Source organism: Actinomadura coerulea (genome assembly GCF_014208105.1).
Lineage (GTDB): Bacteria > Actinomycetota > Actinomycetes > Streptosporangiales > Streptosporangiaceae > Spirillospora > Spirillospora coerulea.
The window spans coordinates 3,585,191-3,603,716 of the sequence record NZ_JACHMQ010000001.1; the positions used below are offsets into that span (position 1 = coordinate 3,585,191).

Annotated in this window: 18 protein-coding genes and 4 tRNA genes; 8 read left to right on the forward strand and 14 right to left on the reverse strand. The window is 74.0% G+C overall.

The window, feature by feature from the left end; all coding sequences use genetic code 11:
• The first annotated feature begins 103 nt into the window (after nucleotides 1-103).
• Together pnuC and BKA00_RS16450 are read left to right on the forward strand one after the other, a co-directional pair.
• Nucleotides 104-751, forward strand: coding sequence for a nicotinamide riboside transporter PnuC (pnuC, locus tag BKA00_RS16445; RefSeq protein ID WP_185026007.1), 648 nt, complete (start codon nucleotides 104-106; stop codon nucleotides 749-751).
• Nucleotides 748-1,869: an AAA family ATPase gene (locus tag BKA00_RS16450; RefSeq protein ID WP_230298728.1), complete on the forward strand. Its 1,122-nt coding sequence runs from the start codon at nucleotides 748-750 to the stop codon at nucleotides 1,867-1,869. Before pnuC ends, BKA00_RS16450 begins: the two co-directional genes overlap by 4 nt.
• 15 nt (nucleotides 1,870-1,884) lie before the next feature.
• On the opposite strand, the gene BKA00_RS16455 is transcribed toward BKA00_RS16450, so the two are convergent.
• From BKA00_RS16455 to BKA00_RS16465, 3 genes are all read right to left on the reverse strand, one after another.
• Nucleotides 1,885-2,172 (reverse strand): hypothetical protein, encoded by a 288-nt coding sequence (locus BKA00_RS16455; RefSeq protein WP_185026009.1) that lies wholly within the window; start codon nucleotides 2,170-2,172, stop codon nucleotides 1,885-1,887.
• Nucleotides 2,169-2,474, reverse strand: coding sequence for a hypothetical protein (locus BKA00_RS16460; protein WP_185026011.1), 306 nt, complete (start codon nucleotides 2,472-2,474; stop codon nucleotides 2,169-2,171). The genes BKA00_RS16455 and BKA00_RS16460 overlap by 4 nt, the downstream gene beginning before the upstream one ends.
• A gap of 186 nt (nucleotides 2,475-2,660) precedes the next feature.
• The gene (locus BKA00_RS16465; protein WP_185026013.1) at nucleotides 2,661-3,842 is read right to left on the reverse strand and encodes an ROK family transcriptional regulator; all 1,182 of its coding nucleotides are present in this window, start codon (nucleotides 3,840-3,842) and stop codon (nucleotides 2,661-2,663) included.
• Between the two features lie 123 nt (nucleotides 3,843-3,965).
• Between BKA00_RS16465 and BKA00_RS16470 the strand changes: the two genes are divergently transcribed.
• Nucleotides 3,966-5,261, forward strand: coding sequence for a Gfo/Idh/MocA family protein (locus tag BKA00_RS16470; protein WP_185026015.1), 1,296 nt, complete (start codon nucleotides 3,966-3,968; stop codon nucleotides 5,259-5,261).
• The gene (locus BKA00_RS16475; RefSeq protein WP_185026017.1) at nucleotides 5,258-6,535 is read left to right on the forward strand and encodes an ABC transporter substrate-binding protein; all 1,278 of its coding nucleotides are present in this window, start codon (nucleotides 5,258-5,260) and stop codon (nucleotides 6,533-6,535) included. The genes BKA00_RS16470 and BKA00_RS16475 overlap by 4 nt, the downstream gene beginning before the upstream one ends.
• On the opposite strand, the gene BKA00_RS16480 is transcribed toward BKA00_RS16475, so the two are convergent.
• The gene (locus BKA00_RS16480; protein ID WP_185026019.1) at nucleotides 6,465-7,463 is read right to left on the reverse strand and encodes a GlxA family transcriptional regulator; all 999 of its coding nucleotides are present in this window, start codon (nucleotides 7,461-7,463) and stop codon (nucleotides 6,465-6,467) included. The genes BKA00_RS16475 and BKA00_RS16480 overlap by 71 nt on opposite strands.
• A 115-nt stretch (nucleotides 7,464-7,578) precedes the next feature.
• Here BKA00_RS16480 and BKA00_RS16485 point away from each other — a divergent pair, with 115 nt between their 5' ends.
• Nucleotides 7,579-8,496 (forward strand): Rossmann-fold NAD(P)-binding domain-containing protein, encoded by a 918-nt coding sequence (locus BKA00_RS16485; RefSeq protein WP_185026021.1) that lies wholly within the window; start codon nucleotides 7,579-7,581, stop codon nucleotides 8,494-8,496.
• Here BKA00_RS16485 and BKA00_RS16490 read toward each other — a convergent pair.
• The 10 genes from BKA00_RS16490 to BKA00_RS16535 all read right to left on the reverse strand — a co-directional run bounded on the left by BKA00_RS16490 (nucleotide 8,483) and on the right by BKA00_RS16535 (nucleotide 15,206).
• Nucleotides 8,483-10,330 (reverse strand): glycoside hydrolase family 3 protein, encoded by a 1,848-nt coding sequence (locus BKA00_RS16490; RefSeq protein WP_185026023.1) that lies wholly within the window; start codon nucleotides 10,328-10,330, stop codon nucleotides 8,483-8,485. The genes BKA00_RS16485 and BKA00_RS16490 overlap by 14 nt on opposite strands.
• A 93-nt stretch (nucleotides 10,331-10,423) precedes the next feature.
• A tRNA-His gene (locus tag BKA00_RS16495) sits at nucleotides 10,424-10,495 on the reverse strand.
• Between the two features lie 2 nt (nucleotides 10,496-10,497).
• A tRNA-Arg gene (locus BKA00_RS16500) sits at nucleotides 10,498-10,570 on the reverse strand.
• A gap of 11 nt (nucleotides 10,571-10,581) precedes the next feature.
• A tRNA-Met gene (locus BKA00_RS16505) sits at nucleotides 10,582-10,654 on the reverse strand.
• Nucleotide 10,655: 1 nt separating this feature from the next.
• Nucleotides 10,656-10,740: transfer RNA gene (locus BKA00_RS16510), tRNA-Ser, on the reverse strand.
• 212 nt (nucleotides 10,741-10,952) lie between these two features.
• Nucleotides 10,953-11,096, reverse strand: a complete 144-nt coding sequence (locus BKA00_RS16515; RefSeq protein WP_221493179.1) for a hypothetical protein — start codon at nucleotides 11,094-11,096, stop codon at nucleotides 10,953-10,955.
• A gap of 151 nt (nucleotides 11,097-11,247) precedes the next feature.
• Nucleotides 11,248-11,511 (reverse strand): sigma factor-like helix-turn-helix DNA-binding protein, encoded by a 264-nt coding sequence (locus tag BKA00_RS16520; RefSeq protein ID WP_230298727.1) that lies wholly within the window; start codon nucleotides 11,509-11,511, stop codon nucleotides 11,248-11,250.
• A gap of 75 nt (nucleotides 11,512-11,586) precedes the next feature.
• On the reverse strand, nucleotides 11,587-12,519 hold the full coding sequence (locus BKA00_RS16525; protein ID WP_185026025.1) for an ROK family protein: 933 nt from the start codon (nucleotides 12,517-12,519) through the stop codon (nucleotides 11,587-11,589).
• A complete protein-coding gene (gene manA / locus BKA00_RS16530) occupies nucleotides 12,516-13,643 on the reverse strand; it encodes a mannose-6-phosphate isomerase, class I (protein ID WP_338072142.1) in 1,128 nt (375 codons plus the stop codon). Before manA ends, BKA00_RS16525 begins: the two co-directional genes overlap by 4 nt.
• Before the next feature lie 366 nt (nucleotides 13,644-14,009).
• Nucleotides 14,010-15,206 carry an MFS transporter gene (locus BKA00_RS16535; protein WP_185026027.1) on the reverse strand — a complete coding sequence of 399 codons (1,197 nt, stop codon included), beginning with the start codon at nucleotides 15,204-15,206 and terminating at the stop codon, nucleotides 14,010-14,012.
• Nucleotides 15,207-15,311: 105 nt separating this feature from the next.
• On the opposite strand from BKA00_RS16535, the gene BKA00_RS16540 reads away from it, so the two are divergent.
• The 3 genes from BKA00_RS16540 to BKA00_RS16550 all read left to right on the forward strand — a co-directional run bounded on the left by BKA00_RS16540 (nucleotide 15,312) and on the right by BKA00_RS16550 (nucleotide 18,510).
• Entirely contained in the window at nucleotides 15,312-15,791 is a 480-nt protein-coding gene (locus tag BKA00_RS16540) for an Lrp/AsnC family transcriptional regulator (RefSeq protein WP_185026029.1), read from the forward strand.
• A 77-nt stretch (nucleotides 15,792-15,868) separates the two neighbouring features.
• Entirely contained in the window at nucleotides 15,869-17,602 is a 1,734-nt protein-coding gene (locus tag BKA00_RS16545) for an AMP-binding protein (RefSeq protein WP_185026031.1), read from the forward strand.
• Nucleotides 17,603-17,610: 8 nt separating this feature from the next.
• On the forward strand, nucleotides 17,611-18,510 hold the full coding sequence (locus tag BKA00_RS16550; protein WP_230298726.1) for a phosphotransferase: 900 nt from the start codon (nucleotides 17,611-17,613) through the stop codon (nucleotides 18,508-18,510).
• Nucleotides 18,511-18,526: the final 16 nt, after the last annotated feature.

The following is an 18,526-nucleotide window of genomic DNA, read 5'->3' on the forward strand; positions in this document are numbered from 1 at the left end:
AGATCCTGATTCTGAGTGAGCACTCACTCAATGTCAAGCGAGGGCGGTCCCACGTCGCATGATCCACTTGTCGTCTGACTGACGATATGTGATCATTGCGGGCATGTCGGTGAACGTCCCGCTCGGCCCGCTGCTCGACCCCGCCTTCCATCTCGGGTCGGTCCCCACCACGTGGGCGGAGCTGCTCGGCTTCGCGACCGGCGCGGTCAACGTGTGGCTCGTCGTCCGGCAGAACATCCTCAACTGGCCGATCGGCATCGCGAACGTGATCCTGCTCGGTCTGGTGTTCCTGGACGGCGGCCTCTACGCCGACGCCGGCCTCCAGGTCGTCTACGTCGCGCTCCAGCTCTACGGCTGGTGGGTGTGGCTGCACGGAGGGGACGGCCGCGACCGGCTCCCCGTGCGGCGCACGCGGGGCGCGGAGTGGGCGGCCCTGATCGCCGCGGGCGCCGCGGGCACCGCGCTCCTGACCTGGGCGCTGTCGGCGTGGACGGACTCCACCGTGCCGTTCTGGGACGCCCTCACCACCGCGCTCTCCCTCATGGCGACCTACGGGCAGTCGCGCAAGCTGCTGGAGTCGTGGTGGCTGTGGATCACCGCCGACCTCGTCTACATCCCGCTCTACTTCGCCAAGGACCTCAAGCTCACCAGCGCCCTCTACGTCGTGTTCCTGGCGCTGTGCGTGTCGGGCCTGCTGGCCTGGCGCCGCGACCTGCGCGCGCGGCCCCTCGCCCCGGCGGTGGCCGCGTGAGGGACCGCGTGACGCACGAGCACGGCCTGGTCATCGGCAAGTTCTATCCGCCGCACGCCGGGCACCACCACCTGATCGACACGGCCGCCGCGTCGTGCGCCCGGGTGAGCGTCGTCGTGGCGGCGTCGACCGCGGAGAGCATCCCGCTCGCGCTGCGCACGGCGTGGCTGCGCGAGGCGCACCGGCAGCCGCACGTGGAGATCGTCCCGGTGGTGGACGACGCGGAGATCGACTACGAGTCCGACGAGGCCTGGTCGGCGCACGTCGCGGCGTTCCGGGCGGGGCTGGCGATGCGGTCCGGGCTCGGCGCGTCCGTCCCGCCGGTGGACGCGGTGTTCAGCTCGGAGGCGTACGGGCCGGAACTGGCCGAGCGCTTCTCGGCCGCGCACGTCCCGGTCGACCCGCCGCGCGAGCGCTTCCCGGTGAGCGGCACCGCCGTGCGGGCGGACCCCGTGGCCAACTGGGAGCACCTCTCGCCGCCCGTCCGGGCGTACCTGGCGCGGCGGGTGGTGGTCGTGGGCGCCGAGTCGACCGGAACGACCACGCTGGCCCGCGCGCTCGCGGCCCACTACTCGGGGCGGGGCGGGGTGTGGGAGGCGACCCGGTGGGTGCCGGAGTACGGCCGGACGTTCACCGAGGAGAAGCTGGCCGCCGTCCGGCGGCGGGCGGGCGACCCGTCCCTGTGGCTGGACGACCTGGTGTGGGAGTCGGCCGAGTTCACCGAGATCGCCGAGCACCACGCGGCCCTGGAGGACGCGGCGGCCCGGTCGGGCTCGCCGCTGCTGGTCTGCGACACCGACGCGTTCGCCACGGCGATCTGGCACGAGCGCTACCTCGGCGCGGCGGCTCCCGGGGTCGAGGCGGTCCACGGGCGGACGCCGCACCACCTGTGGATCCTGACCGATCCGGAAGGGGTCCCCTTCGAGCAGGACGGCTGGCGCGACGGCGAGCTGATCAGGTCGTGGATGTCGGGGCGCTTCCGGGACGAACTGGAGAAGCAGGGCCTTCCACACATCACCGTGACGGGCCCGCACGAGCGGCGCCTGGCCGCCGCCGTCGAGGCGACCGACGCCCTGCTCGCCGAGGGCTGGCGGTTCAGCGCCCCGCTGACCCCCTGACCCCCGGCCACCAGGTCATCCGAGCCAGATCATGTTCGTGACTCGGAACTCCTTGATGTCGGCGAGGATGAGGTAGTCGAAGAACATCGAGGTGCCGTCGACCACCAGGCGGAATTCGAGATCGGCGTCATCCAGCGGCCTTCCGGGGGGACTGCCTCCGGTGTCGATGGCCAGGCCGCCCGCCACCGCGAAGTCGCAGAAGAACCGGATCACCGAGTTCTTCAGCGTGGGGGGCATGGCCTCGATGACATCGGAGGCCTCTTTCTCGCAGAAGACCGTCCAGCCGCTCCGGCCGGCGGTCACTTCCCCGGGTCTTCCTCCGACAGGAACCGCCGTTTGAGCTCTTCCAGCGAGACCAGTTCGCTCCGGTCGGCGTTCCGCGCCCTCGCGCGGCGCTCCGCACGATCGGGGATCTGGGCCAGGTGGGCCTCGGCCCACCAGTCGTCCATGACCCGCCTGTACTCGTCCTCTTCCTTGGCCGCCATGACCTCTTCGAGGAACCTGGTGCGCTTCTCCTCCGTCAGCCACTCGGCGATGCCCTTGATCGTTCTTGGGACGCGGTGGACCTGCCCGGGGAGGAGTGGCTCTACCGGTTGTGCGCTCACGTCGCTCCTGTCCGTCTGCTGTCCCCTCTCACCTGTACATCGGAGACCTTACCGGGCCCCGCCGACAGCACAGAGGGTCATTTCGCGGTACGCAGCGTACTGATCTCCTCGGGATCCAAGAGGCGCAAAAGCGGTGTGTGGCACAGGTACGTTCCGGGCGTTTTGATATCCGAGCCGGTCGGCCCCTCATGCCGATGCGGGCGGGCGGGCCCGGGGCTCCTCGCCGGGTGCGGACGGGGGCGCGAGGCGGAGCAGGTCCTCGTCGATCCGGTCGAGGGCGAGCCGGACGGCGCCGAGGGCCACCGACTCGTCCCCGAGCTCGGACCCCTCGATCCGGACCGGGCTGAGGGACAGCGGCGCGACCCGCTCGCGCAGCGCGGCGACCAGCGGCCCCCCGGCCCCGGCCAGGGGGCCGCCGACCACGATCATCTCCGGGTCGAGGGCCAGCGCCATGGCCGCGACGCCGCGCGCCATCCGGGCGGCGAGCCGGTCCACCCGCTCCCGCGCCTCGGCGGACCCGCGCCCGGCCGCGCCCAGGACGCGCTCCGCCTCCTCGAAGAGGGGCCCGGACCCGCCGTCCGGCACCAGGGAGGCGGCCGTGTCCCGCAGGCCCAGCTCGTCCAGCATGCCGATCTCGCCCGCGGCGCCCCAGCGCCCCCGGTGCAGGCGGCCGCCGATGATCGCGCCCATGCCGGTGTGCAGGGCGGCGTGGACGCAGACGACGTCGTCGGCGTCGCGGGCGGCGCCGCGCCACCGCTCGGCCATGGCGGCGAGGTTGGCGTCGTTCTCGACGAGGACGGGGCAGGAGAACGAGCGGCCCAGCTCGCGCGCCAGATGGACGCCCTCCCAGCCGGGCACGACCGTGCAGGACGTGATCGTCCCGTCCGGGGCGACGACGCCGGGGGTGCCGGCCGCGACGGCCCGCAGCGACCGCCGGCCGACGCCCGCCCCGGCCAGGCACGCCCTGACCGCGGCGCGCACCGCCGCGATCCGCTCGCCGGGCTCCGCGTCGCCGGAGAGGGCCGCGCGGTGCCCGCCGACGACCTCGCCGGCGAGGTCGGCGAGGAGCAGCCGCACCCGGTACGCGTCGACGTCGATGCCGAGGGCGTGGCCGGCCTCCGCGCGGAACCGGTAGCGGCGGGCGGGACGGCCGAGCCCGCCGCCCGGGCGCGGCGCGTCCTCGGCGGCCAGGCCGCGGTCGATCAGCTCGCCCAGCACGCCCTCGGTGGTGGGCCGCGACAGCCCGACGCGGCGGGCCAGCTCCGACAGCGTCGCCTCGCCGCCGTCGCGCAGGGCGCGCAGCGTCGCGGCGGAGTTGAGGCGGCGGAGCGTCGAGGGGTCGCCTCCGTGGAGGGAGTGGTGCGGCACGGGTACCCCTTGACAGCGTTCGGCGGACGGACGACATTATTGCCGGACCACTTATGAAAATACCTTGCATAAGTCGGCGCCGGTGACCCGGGGCGGCACGGACGGCCAGGTCGGAGGGGTGCGGTGCAGCGGACGGGGCCGACGATCGCCGTGGCCGGGGCGGGGCTGCGCGGACGCGGCTACGCCGCGCGGATCCGGGAGGCGGGGGCCGCCCGGATCGTCGCGGTCGCCGAGCCCGACCCGGCGCGGCGCGCCCGCTTCGCCGCCGAGCACGGCCTCGCGCCGGAGCGGACGTTCCCCGGCTGGCGCGAGATGGCCGCGCGGGGCCGCCCCGCCGACGGTGTGATCATCGCGACGCAGGACGCCGAGCACGCCGCGCCCGCGGTCCGGTTCGCCGGCCTCGGCTGCCACATCCTCCTGGAGAAGCCGATGGCGACGTCGGAGGCGGACGCGCTGCGCGTCGTGGACGCCGTCGAGCGCGCCGGGGTGATGCTCGCCGTCTGCCACGTGATGCGCTACACCGAGTACACGCGCACCCTCAGGAGGCTGATCGAGGACGGCCGGATCGGGACGCCGGTCAGCGTCCAGCACCTCGAACCGGTCGGCTGGTGGCACCACGCCCACTCCTACGTGCGCGGCAACTGGCGGCGGGCGGACGAGTCCGGCCCGATGCTGATGACGAAGTCGTGCCACGACGTCGACTGGCTGATCCACGTGATGGGCGAGACCCCCGCGCGGGTCTCCTCGTTCGGGCGGCTGTCGCACTTCCGGCCGGAGGAGCGGCCGCCCGGCGCCGCCGGCCGCTGCGTCGACTGCGCGGTGGAGGCGCGCTGCCCCTACTCCGCGACCCGGCTGTACCTGTCGTGCCTCGGCGATCCCGCCCGCGAGAGGTGGCCGCTCGGCGCGGTCACCGACGACCGCACCGAGGCGGGCGTCCTGCGGGCGCTGCGCGAGGGCCCGTACGGGCGCTGCGTCTACGCGTGCGACAACGACGTGGTCGACCACCAGGTCGTGAACATGGAGTTCCCGTCCGGCGCGACCGGCGTGTTCACCATGACCGCGTTCGCGGCGGCCGCGCCGCGCCAGACGCGCGTCTTCGGGACGTCCGGCTGCCTGGAGGGCGACGGCCTGCGCATCACGGTCCGCGACTTCGTCACCGGCGGGACCGAGAGCGTCGAGCCCGGCGGCGCCCCTCCCGAGGGGGCGTCCGACGGCCGGCACGACCTCGACGACGACGCGCTGGCCGACGCCTTCGTCGCCGCGCTGGCCGCGGGCGACCCGGCCCTGCTCAGCTCCGGCCCCCGGGAGAGCCTCGCCTCGCACCGCGTCGTGTGGGCGGCCGAACGGGCCCGGCTGAACGGCGCCGTCATCGAACTCGACCCGGGGCCGTCTCCGGCGAAAGGCACGGTGAGCACGTGACCACCAGTCTCCTGCCGGCCGCCGCCGCGGCGCTGTCCCTGGCCCTCGCGTCGGCCGCGTGCGGCTCGTCGGGCGAGTCGGGCCCGGCGCGCAACGACGGCCGGGGGCCCATCACCGTCGCCACGGGCAAGGACCTCACCCGGACCGTGCAGCGGCTCGTCGCCGCCTGGAACGTCGATCACCCGAAGGAGAGGGTCCGGCTCGTCGAACTGCCCGAGGACGGCGACCAGGCGCGGCAGCAGCTCGTCCAGAACATGCGGATCAGGTCGGACGCCTACGACGTCGTCCGGCTGGACGCGGTGTGGACGGCGGAGTTCGCCGCGCGCCGCTGGATCCTGCCGCTGCCGGACGGGCTGGTCGACACCTCCTCGTTCGTCCCGGCGGCCCTGGAGACCGGCAGGTACCGCGGCCGTCTGTACGCGGCGCCGTGGCTGACGGGGACCGGCGTCCTCTACTACCGCGGGGACCTCCTCGCCGGGGCCGGGGTGAAGGACCCGCCGGAGACGTGGGCCGAGCTCCGCGACGCCTGCGCGAAGGTCCGCCGGACGCCCGAGGGCAAGGGCGTCGACTGCTACGCGGGCCAGTACGGCAAGTACGAGGGGCTCACGGTCAACTACTCCGAGGCCGTCCAGTCCGCGGGCGGCGAGGTCTTCGACTCCTCGGGCAGGCCGCGGGTGGACACCCCGCAGGCCAAGGCCGGGCTCAGGTTCCTCGTGGACGGCTTCCGGAACGGCACCATCCCGCGGAAGGCCATCACGTTCAAGGAGGAGGAGGGCCGCCGCGCCTTCCAGGAGGGGCGCCTCGTCTTCCACCGCAACTGGGCCTACGTCTACGCGCTCGCGGCCGAGAAGAGCGGCTCGAAGGTCGCCGGGAGGTTCGGCGTCGCGCCGATCCCGGGCGAGGGCGGGCCGGGCTCGGGCACCCTGGGCGGCAACAATCTGGCCGTGTCGGCGTTCTCCGGGCACCAGGCCACCGCCCGCGACTTCGTCGCCCACATCGTCAGCCCGGCCGTTCAGAAGGAGTACGGCCGCGCGCAGTCCTTCCCGCTGTCCCTCGCCGCCCTCTACGGCGACCCCGGAATGATCAAGCGGTATCCGTACCTGCCGGTACTGCGGCAGGGCATGGACCGGGCGCGGCCGCGCCCGGTCGTCGTCCGCTACAACGAGGTCAGCACGGCCGTCCAGGAGCAGGTCACCGCGGCCGTCACCGGTAGGAAGCCGGCAGACCAGGCGTCCGAGGACCTCCAGAAGGCACTGGCCGCGCTCGCCGACTAGCGGAGCGGTAGGCGCTCGGGGTGACGCCGAGCCTGCGGACGAAGTGCTGGCGCAGGGAGTCGGCGCTGCCGAGGCCGCTGCGGTGGGCGACCTGCTCCATCGGGAGCACGGTGCCCTCCAGCAGCTCGCGGGCCCGGTCGATCCGCTGGTGGAGCAGCCACTGCAACGGGCTGTGGCCCGTCTCCGCGTGGAACCGGCGCGTCAGCGTGCGGGTGCTGACGCGCGCGTGCCGGGCCAGGTCGGCGAGGGTGAGCGGCTCCCCCAGGCGCCGCACGGCCCAGGCGCGGGTCTCCGCGAGCGACACGTCCGGTCCGGCGGGCAGCGGATCTTCGAGGCGCTGGACCTGGCCGGCGGGGCGCGGGGGCGCCGCGACCGTCAGCCGCGCCGCCCCGGCCGCCACCGCGGCGCCGTGGTCCTCGCGGATCAGGTGCAGGCACAGCTCGATCCCGGCGGCGGCCCCGGCCGAGGTCAGCACCGCCCCGTCCGTGACGTGGAGGACGTCGGGGACGACCTCCGCCGCGGGGAAGCGGCGGGCGAGGTCGCCGGTGAGGCCCCAGTGCGTCGTGGCGCGGCGGCCGTCCAGCAGGCCCGCCTCGCCGAGCACGAAGGCGCCCGTGCAGATGGCCGCGACGCGTTTGCCCGTGCCCGCCGCGGCGCGCAGGGCGTCCAGGACGGAGGGCTCAATGCCGGTGCGGCCCCCGCTGCCCACCACGATGACGCTGTCCGCGCCCCGCACGGCGTCCAGCCCGTGCGGGGCGACGACGTCCAGGCCGCCGACGGTCTCCAGCGGACGCCCCGGCTCGGCGGCGCAGACCAGCAGTTCGTAGGCGGGACCGCCGCCCGCCTCGGCGGCGCCCAGCACCATCTGCGGGATCGTGACGTCGAAGGCCATCACCGGCGGGACGACGACGACCGCGACCGTGTGCATCTGGCCAGAACCTCCGGATGGTTGGCGATCAGGCCCCTGCCGTCCGGGGGCGGCGGACCGCAGAGTGGATCGGGCAACGGCCGGATGCCCGGCCACTACCTCACTGGAGTGAATTATGCCGTTCCATGTCGTCGTCGGCCGGGGCGCCACCGCCACCGCCACCGCGCTCCTCCTCGCGGGCGCGGGCGACCGCGTCCGGATGGTGTCCCGCAGCGGAGCGGGTCCGGAGCACCCGCTCGTCGAGCGGGTCGCGCTGGACGCCACCGACACCGCCGAGCTCAGCCGGCTCGCCGAGGGCGCCGCGACCGTGTTCAACGCGGCGGCGCCCGCCTACCACACGTGGCCTGACCTGCTGCCCGCGCTGTTCGGCTCGGTCCTGACCGCCGCCGAACGGTCCGGCGCGGGGTACGTCATGCTGGGCAACCTCTACGGATACGGGCCGGTGGACGGCCCGGTCACCGAGGAGCACCCGCTGGAGGCGACCGGGTCCAAGGGGCGGGTGCGCGCCGAGATGTGGCTCCGGGCCAAGGAGGCGCACGACGCCGGAAGGGTGCGGGCCGCGGAGGTGCGCGCCGGCCAGTTCCTCGGCGCCGGGGCCTACTCCGTCTTCACGCTCATGGTGCAGCCGAAGGTGCTCGCCGGACGCCCGGCGCTCGTCCCGGCGGCGGTCGACGTCCCGCACGCCTTCTCGGCGATCGGCGACACCGCCCGCGCGCTCGTCGCCGTCGCCCGCGACGGCGACGAGCGCGGATGGGGCCGGCCGTGGCACGCCCCGACGATCACCGCCTCGGTGCGCGGGGTCGCCGACCGCCTCGCCGCGCTCGCCGGCGTCCCCGGACCCCGCCTGGACACCATGACGGACCGCGAACTGACGCTGCTGAGCCTCACGGATCCGTTCTGGGAGGAGATGTGGGAGACGGAGCACATGTCGCACCGGCCGTTCACCGCCGACTCCTCGGCGATCGAGGAGACGTTCGGGGTCGCCGCGTCCCCGCTGGACGACGTCCTCAAGGAGGCGCTCAGTCGTATGTGAGGCCGTAGCCGAAGGGGAACAGGGGCTTCTTGCCGTCGCCCTTGTTGACCGGCTGCTGGGAGGCCGCGCGCATCCACGTCACCGGGAGCCTTCCGGTGGGCGCGGCCGACCCGTACAGGACGTCGGCGACGCCCGCCCCCTCGCTTCCCGGCAGCCAGGCCTCGACGAGCGCACTCCACTTGGGCAACTCGGAGGCGATGTCCAGCGGACGCCCCGACACCAGCACCACGACCACCGGGACGCCGGACGCCCGCAGCCGGTCGATCGTCCTCAGGTCGGCGTCGTCGAGGCCCATGTCACCGGTCAGGTCGCCGTGGTACTCGGCGTACGGCTTCTCCCCGACGACCGCGATCGCCGCGTCGTAGGACCTGTCGATGCCCGTCCCGTCCCGGCTGTAGGTGACGGTCGCGGACGGGTCCGCCGCCCCGCGGATGCCCCGCAGGATCGTCGTGCCCTTCGTGGTGGGGCCCGGCGCGCCCTGCCAGGTGATCGTCCAGCCGCCCGACTGCATGCCGATGTCGTCGGCGCTGCGGCCCGCGACGAAGACCTTGTCGTCGTCGTCCAGGGGCAGGACGCCGCCGGCGTTCTTCAGCAGCACCTGCGACTCGGCGACCGCGCGCCGGGCGAGCGCGCGGTGCCCGGCGCCCCCCACCGTCCCCAGGTAGGAGCGGTCGGCCAGCGGCCGCTCGAACAGGCCGAGCTCGAACTTCCTGGTCAGGATGCGGCGGTTGGCGTCGTCGACGCGGGACATCGGGACGGACCCGTCCCTCACCGCGTCCCGCAGGTAGTCGATGAACCGGCGCCACTCGGTCGGCACCATGACCATGTCGATCCCGGCGTTGACCGCGGCGGCGACCTCCTCCTTGGTGAACCCCCGCTTCCCGTCGATCTCGTCGATGCCGTTGTAGTCCGACACGACGAAGCCGGTGAAGCCCAGCTCGCGCTTGAGGACATCGCTGATCAGGTACTTGTTCCGGTGCATCTTCAGCCCGTTCCACGAGCTGTAGGAGACCATCACCGAGCCGACGCCGCGCTTCACGGCCTCGCGGAACGGCGGCAGGTGGACCGCGCGCAGCTCCCGCTCCGCGATCCTGGTGTCGCCGCGGTCGTCGCCGCCCTCGGTGCCACCGTCCCCGAGATAGTGCTTCGCCGTGGCCAGCACGGACGCGGGGCCGCCCAGTTCCCTGCCCTGCAGCCCCTCGATGAGCGTCGTCATCATCGCGGGCAGCTCCGGCACCTCGCCGAACGACTCGTACGTCCGCCCCCAGCGGTCGTCGCGGACCACGCACAGGCAGGGCGCGAAGTCCCAGTCCACGCCCGTCCCCGTCATCTCCGCGGCGGTCGCCGCGCCGATCCGGCGGACGAGGGCCGGGTCGCGGGCCGCGCCGAGCCCGATGTCGTGCGGGAAGATCGTCGCACCGGCCACGTTGTTGTGGCCGTGCACCGCGTCGACCCCGTACATCATGGGGACGCGCAGCGGCGCGGCGAGCGCGGCCCGCTGGAGACCGTCGTACATGTCCGCCCAGCTCCGCGGCGTGTTCGGGCTGGGCGCCGACCCTCCGCTGGACAGCACCGACCCGATCCGGTACCGGGTGACCTCCTCGGGCGCCACGTAGCGCCGCTCCGGCTGGGTCATCTGGCCGAGCTTGTCGGCCAGGGTCATCCGGTCGAGCAGGTCGTCGACGCGGTCCTCCACCGACAGCTGCGGGTCGAGGTAGGGCGCGGGGCCCCGGGCCGCCCGGGCGGGACCGCCGTGGACGGTCAGCGCCAGCACGGCGAGCACGCTCAGGCCGACGACGCGGGACCGCAACGCCCGCGGGGAGGAACAGTACATGCGGAAGGTTTTTCCAGGTTCGATCAAACACAACGCAACCGGATACCAGCACCTGAGCAATATCTGCCGGTCACGGTCGAACAAAGCACATAGGGCTCTCGGTCGGGATCGAACCGACACTTCCAGGACCACAACCTGGCGTGCAGACCACTACACCACGAAAGCCGTATCTCCGGCAGGAATCGAACCTGCGGCCTCCGGGTCCGCAACCCGGCGCGCTCTCCACTGCGCCACGGAGACGTGTTCTTGCGTGCTGAGCGCAGGAATCGAACCTGCCTGCTGCGGTTTATGAGACCGCCGGACGCACCAGCGTCCCTGCTCAGCGCGGAGGGTGCGAGATTCGAACTCGCGCAGGGGTGACCCTGACGACGGCTTAGCAAGCCGCTGCCTTCCCGCTCGGCCAACCCTCCGGAAACGAAAAAGACCGCCCGTGGTCTTCGGGCGGTCGGCGTCGGAACGTGCGGGTCACGTCCGACGGCGGCTCCCGAGACCGGAATGGCTGCTGCGCATTCGACGACGTCGCATCACGGCTCTCCTTTCCGATCCCGTCTTTCCGGCGTTCTCACCTTCGACGTCCATGGTGCCGGGGCGGATCCGTCCCGGCAACCTATTTATCGCCTCATTATGCGAAATCGGCGCCACGGGAGGTCGGCTCCCCGGCCGCGAACTCCTTCCGCGCCCCGGCGAGGGCGGCGTCCACCGCGTCCGCGGCGTCGTTGCCGCCGCCGGCGAACGACGACGTCCGGAACGCGCCCGGCTCGACCACCAGGACCTTGATCCCGAACGGCGCGACCTCCGCCCCGGCCTCTCCTGGGTGCCGCTCACGGACGTGGAGCCGCTGCGCGTCGCGCTCGCCTGGGCGGACGGAGGCCCGCTCGTCGAGGCGTTCGCCGCGATCGTCCGCGCCCTCGCGGGCGTCAGGCGAACGTCCGCGGCGTCTCCACGGCCGCGCTGAGCGCCCGGAGCGCCTGGTAGACGCGGACCTTCACCACGTCGACCGGCACCCCCAGCGAGGCGGCGGCCTCGTTGACCGACCGGTCCCGGAAGACCGTCTCGGTGAGGATCTCGCGGTGCGCGGGCGGCAGCCCCTGGAAGGCCCGGGCGACCACCGCGGGGCGCATCCGCTCCCCCGGCGAACCGGGGGCGAGCGAACCGATGTCCTTGCCCATTCGCAGTGCCACACCACGAACCTCGCACCCTTCCCCCGCCCCGCCGCCCCCCTTATGGCGTCTTTAAGGAAGCGTTGAGGGTCGGGTTCAGGGGGTGGGGCGCAGGGGCTCGCCGGAGGCGAGGAGGGCGAGGGCGGCGGCGCCGTAGAGGCCGGCGTCGCGCTCCAAGGTCGTGGAGGACACGCGCAGGTCGCGCAGGTGCGGCATGCCGGCGCGGGCGGTGATCGCGGCGCGCAGCGGGTCGAGGAGCAGGTCGCCCGCGGCCGCCACGCCGCCGCCGATGACGACGTCGCGGACGTCGAGGACGGACGCGGTGTTGAGGATCGCGGTGGCGAGGGCGCCGGCGGCGCGCTGGAAGGCCGCCAGCGGGACCGGGGCCCCGGAGCGGGCCGCGGCGGCCAGGGCGCGGGCGTCGGGGCGGCCCGTCGCGGGGGCGAGCGTCCAGCCCTGGGCGAGCGCCCAGCGGACCATGCCGGGACCCGCGGCGATCGTCTCCAGGCAGCCGCGGGCGCCGCAGACGCAGGCCTCGCCGTCGAGGTCGACGATGACGTGGCCGATGTGGCCCGCGTTGCCGGTGCGCCCGGTCCAGGGGCGGCCGTCGATGACGAGGCCGCCGCCGACTCCGGTCGACACCGCGATGGCGAGCAGCGACCCGCAGTCGTGGCCGCCGCGCCACCATTCGCCGAGCGCCATGCACTGGGCGTCGCCCGCGAGGGTGACGGGGACGCCGGGGACGAGGCGCTGGACGGCCGCGACGAGCCGGTAGCCGCGCCAGCGGGGGATGTTGATCGGGCTGACGGTGCCGGCGGCCGCGTCGATCGGGCCGGCCGAGCCGATGCCGACGCCGGTCAGGGAGCGGCGCGTCCGGCCGTCCCCGGCGAAGTCGGCGACGAGGCCGCGCAGGGTGGCGGTGGGCGCCTGGCCGACGGGGTGCTCGGCGCGGTCGAGGAGCGTGCCGTCGGCGTCGACGCGCGCGACGGCGAACTTGGTGCCGCCGATGTCGAGGGCGAGGACGGTCATGACCCGATCCCCGGAAGCACGCGGTAGAGCGTGCCGTGTCCGGTGAGGCGGGTGGCGGGGGCGCCGGCGGGGACGAAGGCGGCCTCGCCCCGGGCGAGGGTCAGGTCCGGCTCCGCGGTGAGGCGGGCCTCGCCCTCCAGGCAGAGGAGCGTCTGCGGCAGGCCGGCGGGCAGGTTCTCCGAGGCCTCCGCGAGGTCGTGGCGGACGAGGGTGAACTCCTCGGCGGCGGTGCGGTACCGGTGGTCCGCCGTGGGCTCGACGCGGTGGGGCCGGGACGGGACGAACTCGACGACGCGCATCAGCTCGGGAACGTCGATGTGCTTGGCGGTGAGCCCGCAGCGCACGACGTTGTCGGAGTTCGCCATCACCTCGATCGCGAGGCCGCCCAGGTAGGAGTGGGGCACACCGGCGCCCAGGAAGAGGGCCTGGCCGGGCTTGAGCTCGACGTGGTCGAGCAGGAGCGCGGCGAGGACCCCGGGGTCGCCGGGGTGGGCGCGGGCGATGTCGGCGTAGACGCCGGTCAGGGCCGGTTCGACCGCGGCCTGGAGGGGCCGGGAGCGCTCGTCGAGCATCTGGGTGAGGACGGTCCGGAGCGCCTCGGCCGGCGGCTCGGTGCGGAGCGCGGCGATCCACGGGTCCAGCTCGGGGACCTTCAGGTCTTCGAGCAGGCCGGCGGTCTCGGCGGGGTCGCGGAAGCCGCACAGGCCGTGGAACTCGGTGAGGGCGCAGACCATCTCGGGCTTGTGGAAGGGGTCCTTGTACGTGCGGGCGGGGTCGTCGACGGGGATGCCCTGCGCCTCTTCGCGGGCGAACCCGGCCTCGGCCTGGGCCCTGCTCGGGTGCACCTGCAGCGACAGCGGCTTCTCGACGGCCAGCACCTTGAGCAGGTACGGCAGCGTCGGGCCGAACCGCTCCACGCTCGGGGCGCCGAGCATGCCGACCGGGTCGCGGTCGATGAGGACGTCGAGGGGCGTCCCGTCCACGCGGGAGGGCGCGGCGGGGTGCGCGCCCGCCCACAGCTCGGCCTGCGGGCGCCCCGTCGGCTCGACGCCGAGCAGCTCGGCCAGGGCGGTCCGCGATCCCCAGTCGTAGGGACGGATCGCGGTGGTCAGCGGCAATGGCACCAACCTGCGCGATCTCCTTGCTCGGGGCACCGTGACCGGACGACGGCGCGCGTGAGGGACAGCGTACAAGCGTCGGCGGGGAAGGCGAACGCGACTCGGGCCGACCGCGCCGAGACGTCGTCCGGCCCCCGGTCGCGGGTTCGCCGGGGCGCCGGTGAACCCGGAGGGCTCCGCCGGCGAACTGATATGCGGGCACGGCACGCGACCCGCCGAGCCCTTAGGATGAACCCCCAGGGGGTGGTGAACTTGGGCAAGCACAACAAACCGGCGACGCGGTCGTGCCCCGGTTGCAACGGCACCGGCACCAGCACCGCCACCCACGAGCGGTGCAACGTCTGCCGCGGCACCGGCCGCATCTGACCCCGTTCACCGCCGTCCGGTCTCCTGCCCGGCCTGCTCCGGGCGCGTCCCGGGCGCGCGGCGCCTGGCCTGCCCGGCCGTGACGGCGAGGGCCCCGGCGCACGACGCCCACGCCAGGACGGCGTACCCGCCCGCCGACAGCACGGCCGTGGACAGCAGGCTCGCGGCCGCGGCGACCGTCCAGACGGCCGCGTCGACGGCTCCCTCGACGTGCGGGCGCTCCGCCTCCGGCAGGTCGCGGGCGAGGCGCGCGCTGCCGCCGACGAAGCACAGGTTCCAGCCGTAGCCGAGCAGGAACAGCGCCGCGGCGCGCCCCGGCGACGCGGTCGCGACCGCCGCGACCGCCGTGGACAGGGCGAGCACGGCGAGGCCCGCGAGGATCACCGGGTGCGCGCCGTACCGGTCGGTCATCCGCCCCGTCAGCGGGGACAGGGCGAACATCCCGAGCGTGTGCGCGGACAGCGTCGCGCCGACCGCCCCGAGGCCGTGGCCGTGCATGTGCATGTCCAGCGGCGCGGCCGTCATGACGGCGACCATCACGACCTGGGCGGTGACCATCGCCGTCAGCGCGGAGCGGGCGGCCGGCGTGCGGGCCAGCCGGCGCAGCGGCGGCGGCGAGCCCTGCGCCCCCGCCCTGCCGCCCGGCCCGCCGGTCGCGGCGCCGGCGGCGACCGCGCAGGTCAGGACGGCCAGCAGGAACGGGCCGGTGAACGCGGGCAGGCCGGCGGCCGCGGCGGCCGCGCCGGACGGGTCGAGCAGCAGCGGCCCGCCGACCGCCCCGGCGGCCGCGCACCACACCACGAGCCCGATCGCGAAGCCGCGCCGTCCCGCCGGGTGCAGGTCCGCCGCCGCGTACCGCGAGAGCTGGGCCGCCGCGTTGCCGAGGCCGAGCAGCAGCATCCCGAGGCACAGCCCCGCGACGTCGCCGTTCGCGACCGCCAGGGCCGCCAGGCAGGCGCCCGCCGCAGCGGCGGCGTAGCCGAGGACGAAGGCGCGGCGCCGGCTGGTCCGCACGAGCCGGGTCAGCGCCAGGGCGCCGGCGCCCGTCCCGACGACGCCGGCCGCGCTCGGCACGCCTCCCCACGCGGCGCCGAGCCGGTCCGCCGCGACCAGCGTCGCGGTCGCGCTCGCCACCGCCATGGACGCGTTCATCAGGGCCACACCCGAGCAGAGGGCCGCCATCGGGCGGGATCGTCTCTCCATGCCTTAACGCTAGAAACGCCAACTCCCGAACGGAATGGCTGATCTATGGCGTACAGCTCTTTCGGCTTATAGGTTGCAAAGCGATTCCCCGAAGGGACCTTCCACATGGATCAGACGGACTGGCGGATCCTCGCCGAGCTGCAGCGGGACGGCCGCCTGTCGTTCAACCGGCTCGCGGCCCTGGTGAACCTGTCGCCCCCGGCGGTCGCCGAGCGGGTGCGGCGCCTGGAGGAGTCCGGTGTGATCACCGGCTACCAGGCCCGCGTCGATCCGGCCAGGGTCGGCCAGCCGCTGACGGCCTTCGTGCAGATGCGGTGCGCCCCCGGCCGCTGCCTGCTGAAGACGTCCGCCGCCGAGGACCTGCCGGAGGTCACCGAGGTCCACAAGCTGAGCGGCAGCCGGTGCTCGATGCTGAAGGTGCGGGTGGCCTCGATGCAGCACCTGGAGGGGCTCCTGGAACGCCTCGGGGAGCACGGCGAGATGAACTCGCACATCGTCCTGTCGACCGCCTACGAGGGCCGCGCGGTGGAGCCGCCCGCCCCCGGGGCCCGCACGGTCACCCGCTCGGAGGGCTGGACGCGCTGAACCGGCGTCCCGGCGACCCGCGGGTCCGTGTTTCCTCGCACGGCGCGAAGGTGCCGGAGATGGTTCAATCAAGCGTTATGTGGCACTCGTCACTGCGCTCCTCGCCCTGGCGGCAGTGGTATCAGCCGGGGGTCCCCCGGGAGGTCGACATCCCGGACGTCCCCGTCACGCGCCTGCTCGACGACGCCGCGGACCGGTACCCGCGCAACCCCGCGCTGATCTTCTTCGGGCGGCGGATCTGCTACCGCGACCTGCGCGAGGCAGCGGACCGGTTCGCCGACGGCCTGCACCGCCTCGGGGTGCAGCCCGGCGACCGGGTGGCGCTGATCCTCCCGAACTGCCCGCAGCAGGTCATCGCCTTCTTCGGCGTGCTGCGCAGGGGCGCGATCGCGGTCCAGCACAACCCCCTCTACACCGAGGAGGAGATGCTCCGGCAGCTCGCCGACTGCGGCGCGCGCGTCGCTGTCGTGCTGGATCGTTCCTACACGACGGTGGAGGCCGTGCGGGCCCGGGCGGGTCTGGAACACGTCATCGTGACGTCCCTGGCCGACTTCCTCCCGGCCACCAGGCGGCTCGCCCTGCGGCTCCCGCTCGTGCAGATGCAGCGGCGGCGCGCCGCGATCACCGCGGACGTGCCGCACGACCCCGGCGTCGTCCCCTTCAAGGAGTTGCAGAGGGCGCCCACGCGCCGCGTACGGCAACTGCCCTTGGACCCGTCACGGCATCTGGCCGCCATCCAGTACACCGGCGGGACGGAGGGGCGCCCCAAGGGCGCGATGCTGACCCACCGCAACCTCGTCGCGAACGCCTGCCAGCAGCACGCGTGGGACCTCGACGGGCGCCCCGGCGAGGACGTGACGCTGGCGGTGCTTCCGCTGTTCCACTCGTTCGGGCTGATGAGCTGCCTCGTCGCGCCCGTGATGACGGCCGGGGCGGTGGTGCTGCTCCCCCGCTACGACGGCGACCGCGTGGTCCGGGCGATCCGCCGGTACCGGCCGACCATCTTCCCCGGGGTGCCGACGCTGTACGAGCAGGTGCTCGACAGCCCGCGGCTGCGGCCGGACGACCTGCGCTCCCCGCGCATCTTCATCTGCGGGGCGATGGGACTGTCGCAGAGCACGATCGACCGGCTCACCGAGGTCGGGGCCAGGGGCCTGATCAACTGCTACGGGCTGACCGAGGCGTCCCCGGCCGTCACCGCGAACCCTCTCGGAGGCGGGGCGCGGAACCTGACCGTCGGGCTGCCGCTGCCCATGACCGACGCCGTCATCGTCGACCAGGACGAGCCGACGAAGGTCCTGCCGCCGGGCGGGACGGGAGAGGTCGTCGTGCGCGGGCCGCAGGTGTTCGCGGGCTACTGGAACGCGCCGCTCGCCACCGCGCAGACCCTGTCGAAGGGCTGGCTCCGCACGGGTGACATCGGGGTGATGGACGATAAGGGTTTCATCACCATCGTGGACCGCCAGCGAGACATGATCAAGGTGAGCGGCTTCACCGTGTCCCCGTCCGAGGTGGAGAAGGTCCTGCACCGCCACTCCGCCGTGCACGAGTGCGCCGTGGTCGGCGTCCCGGACGCCCGGCGCGGCGAGCGCATCATCGCCCACGTGGTCGAACATCCCGCCTACCCGTTCTCGGCGGACGAACTGCGCCGGCACTGCGAACGCTACCTGTCGCACTACAAGGTGCCGTCCGAGTTCCTGCCCCGGACGGAGCTGCCCCGGAACATGCTGGGCAAAGTCGTCCGGCAGCGGCTGCGGGACGAGTTCGCCGCCTCGTCGGCGCAGCGGATGGGCCCCGCGCGGAGTGGTTGACTGGTCGCGTGCAAACCGAGACCGTCCAGTCAGGGCTCTTCACACGGCTCGCCCAGATCGGGCGTCAGAGGACCACAGAGGACGGGCGGCCGGAGACCCTGTACGACCGGCACGGTGTGCTCGTCGTCCGCGTCGGCGACGTGGTCGTGAAGGCGCACCAGGCCGACCGGGAACACGGAGCCCCCTTCCTCGACCGGATATGGCTGGCGGGGACGATGCCCGATCTGCTCATCGGCGCCCTGGGCCCGCCGCTCACCGTGGACGGCCGCACGGTCACGCTCGCGACGTTCGGTGAGCCCGTGGACCCGTCCAAGGAACTCCCCTGGGAGGAAGGCGCCCGGCTCTTGGCGGCCCTGCACGCGGCGCCCGTCCCGGCCGACGCGCCAACGTGGGGACGTCCGGCACGCGTGGCGCGCCTGGTCTCCCGGCTGGAGGACGGCCCCGCCGCGAACGCGGTGCGACGCGCGTTCGCCACTCTCCCCGCCTGGATACGCGGCGAGGAGACGGAACCCGAGGGGCGCACCCGTTGCCTCATTCACGGCGACTGGCACCTTGGCCAGATGGTCCGCGCACCGGATGGACGGTGGCGGCTCATCGACATCGAGGACCTCGGCAGGGGCGACCCCGCATGGGACCTCGCGCGGCCGGCGGCGCTCTACTCCGGCGGCGTCCTCCCCCCGCGGGACTGGGAGCGCTTCCTGGACGCGTACAGGGAGGCGGGCGGCCCCGCCGTCCCCGCGCAGGGAGACCCCTGGACGGCCCTGGACGTTCCCGCCCGAAGTCTTGCGATCCAGATCGCGGCCACGTGCGTCATATCCGCGGGAAGGGAAGATCGGCCACTCGACGGTGCGGAGCAGGCGATGGTCGACGCCTGCGTGAGAATATCCGCGGCGGGGGACGCGGCATGACGTGGCGCCCAACCTG

Excerpts from the sequence above, each read along its gene's own strand:
- BKA00_RS16535 (WP_185026027.1), bottom strand. The coding sequence starts at position 15,206 with ATGGAGAGACGATCCCGCCCGATGGCGGCCCTCTGCTCGGGTGTGGCC.
- BKA00_RS16480 (WP_185026019.1), bottom strand. The coding sequence starts at position 7,463 with ATGCACACGGTCGCGGTCGTCGTCGTCCCGCCGGTGATGGCCTTCGAC.
- BKA00_RS16545 (WP_185026031.1), top strand. The coding sequence starts at position 15,869 with ATGTGGCACTCGTCACTGCGCTCCTCGCCCTGGCGGCAGTGGTATCAG.
- BKA00_RS16485 (WP_185026021.1), top strand. The coding sequence starts at position 7,579 with ATGCCGTTCCATGTCGTCGTCGGCCGGGGCGCCACCGCCACCGCCACC.
- BKA00_RS16525 (WP_185026025.1), bottom strand. The coding sequence starts at position 12,519 with ATGACCGTCCTCGCCCTCGACATCGGCGGCACCAAGTTCGCCGTCGCG.
- BKA00_RS16490 (WP_185026023.1), bottom strand. The coding sequence starts at position 10,330 with ATGTACTGTTCCTCCCCGCGGGCGTTGCGGTCCCGCGTCGTCGGCCTG.
- BKA00_RS16540 (WP_185026029.1), top strand. The coding sequence starts at position 15,312 with ATGGATCAGACGGACTGGCGGATCCTCGCCGAGCTGCAGCGGGACGGC.
- pnuC (WP_185026007.1), top strand. The coding sequence starts at position 104 with ATGTCGGTGAACGTCCCGCTCGGCCCGCTGCTCGACCCCGCCTTCCAT.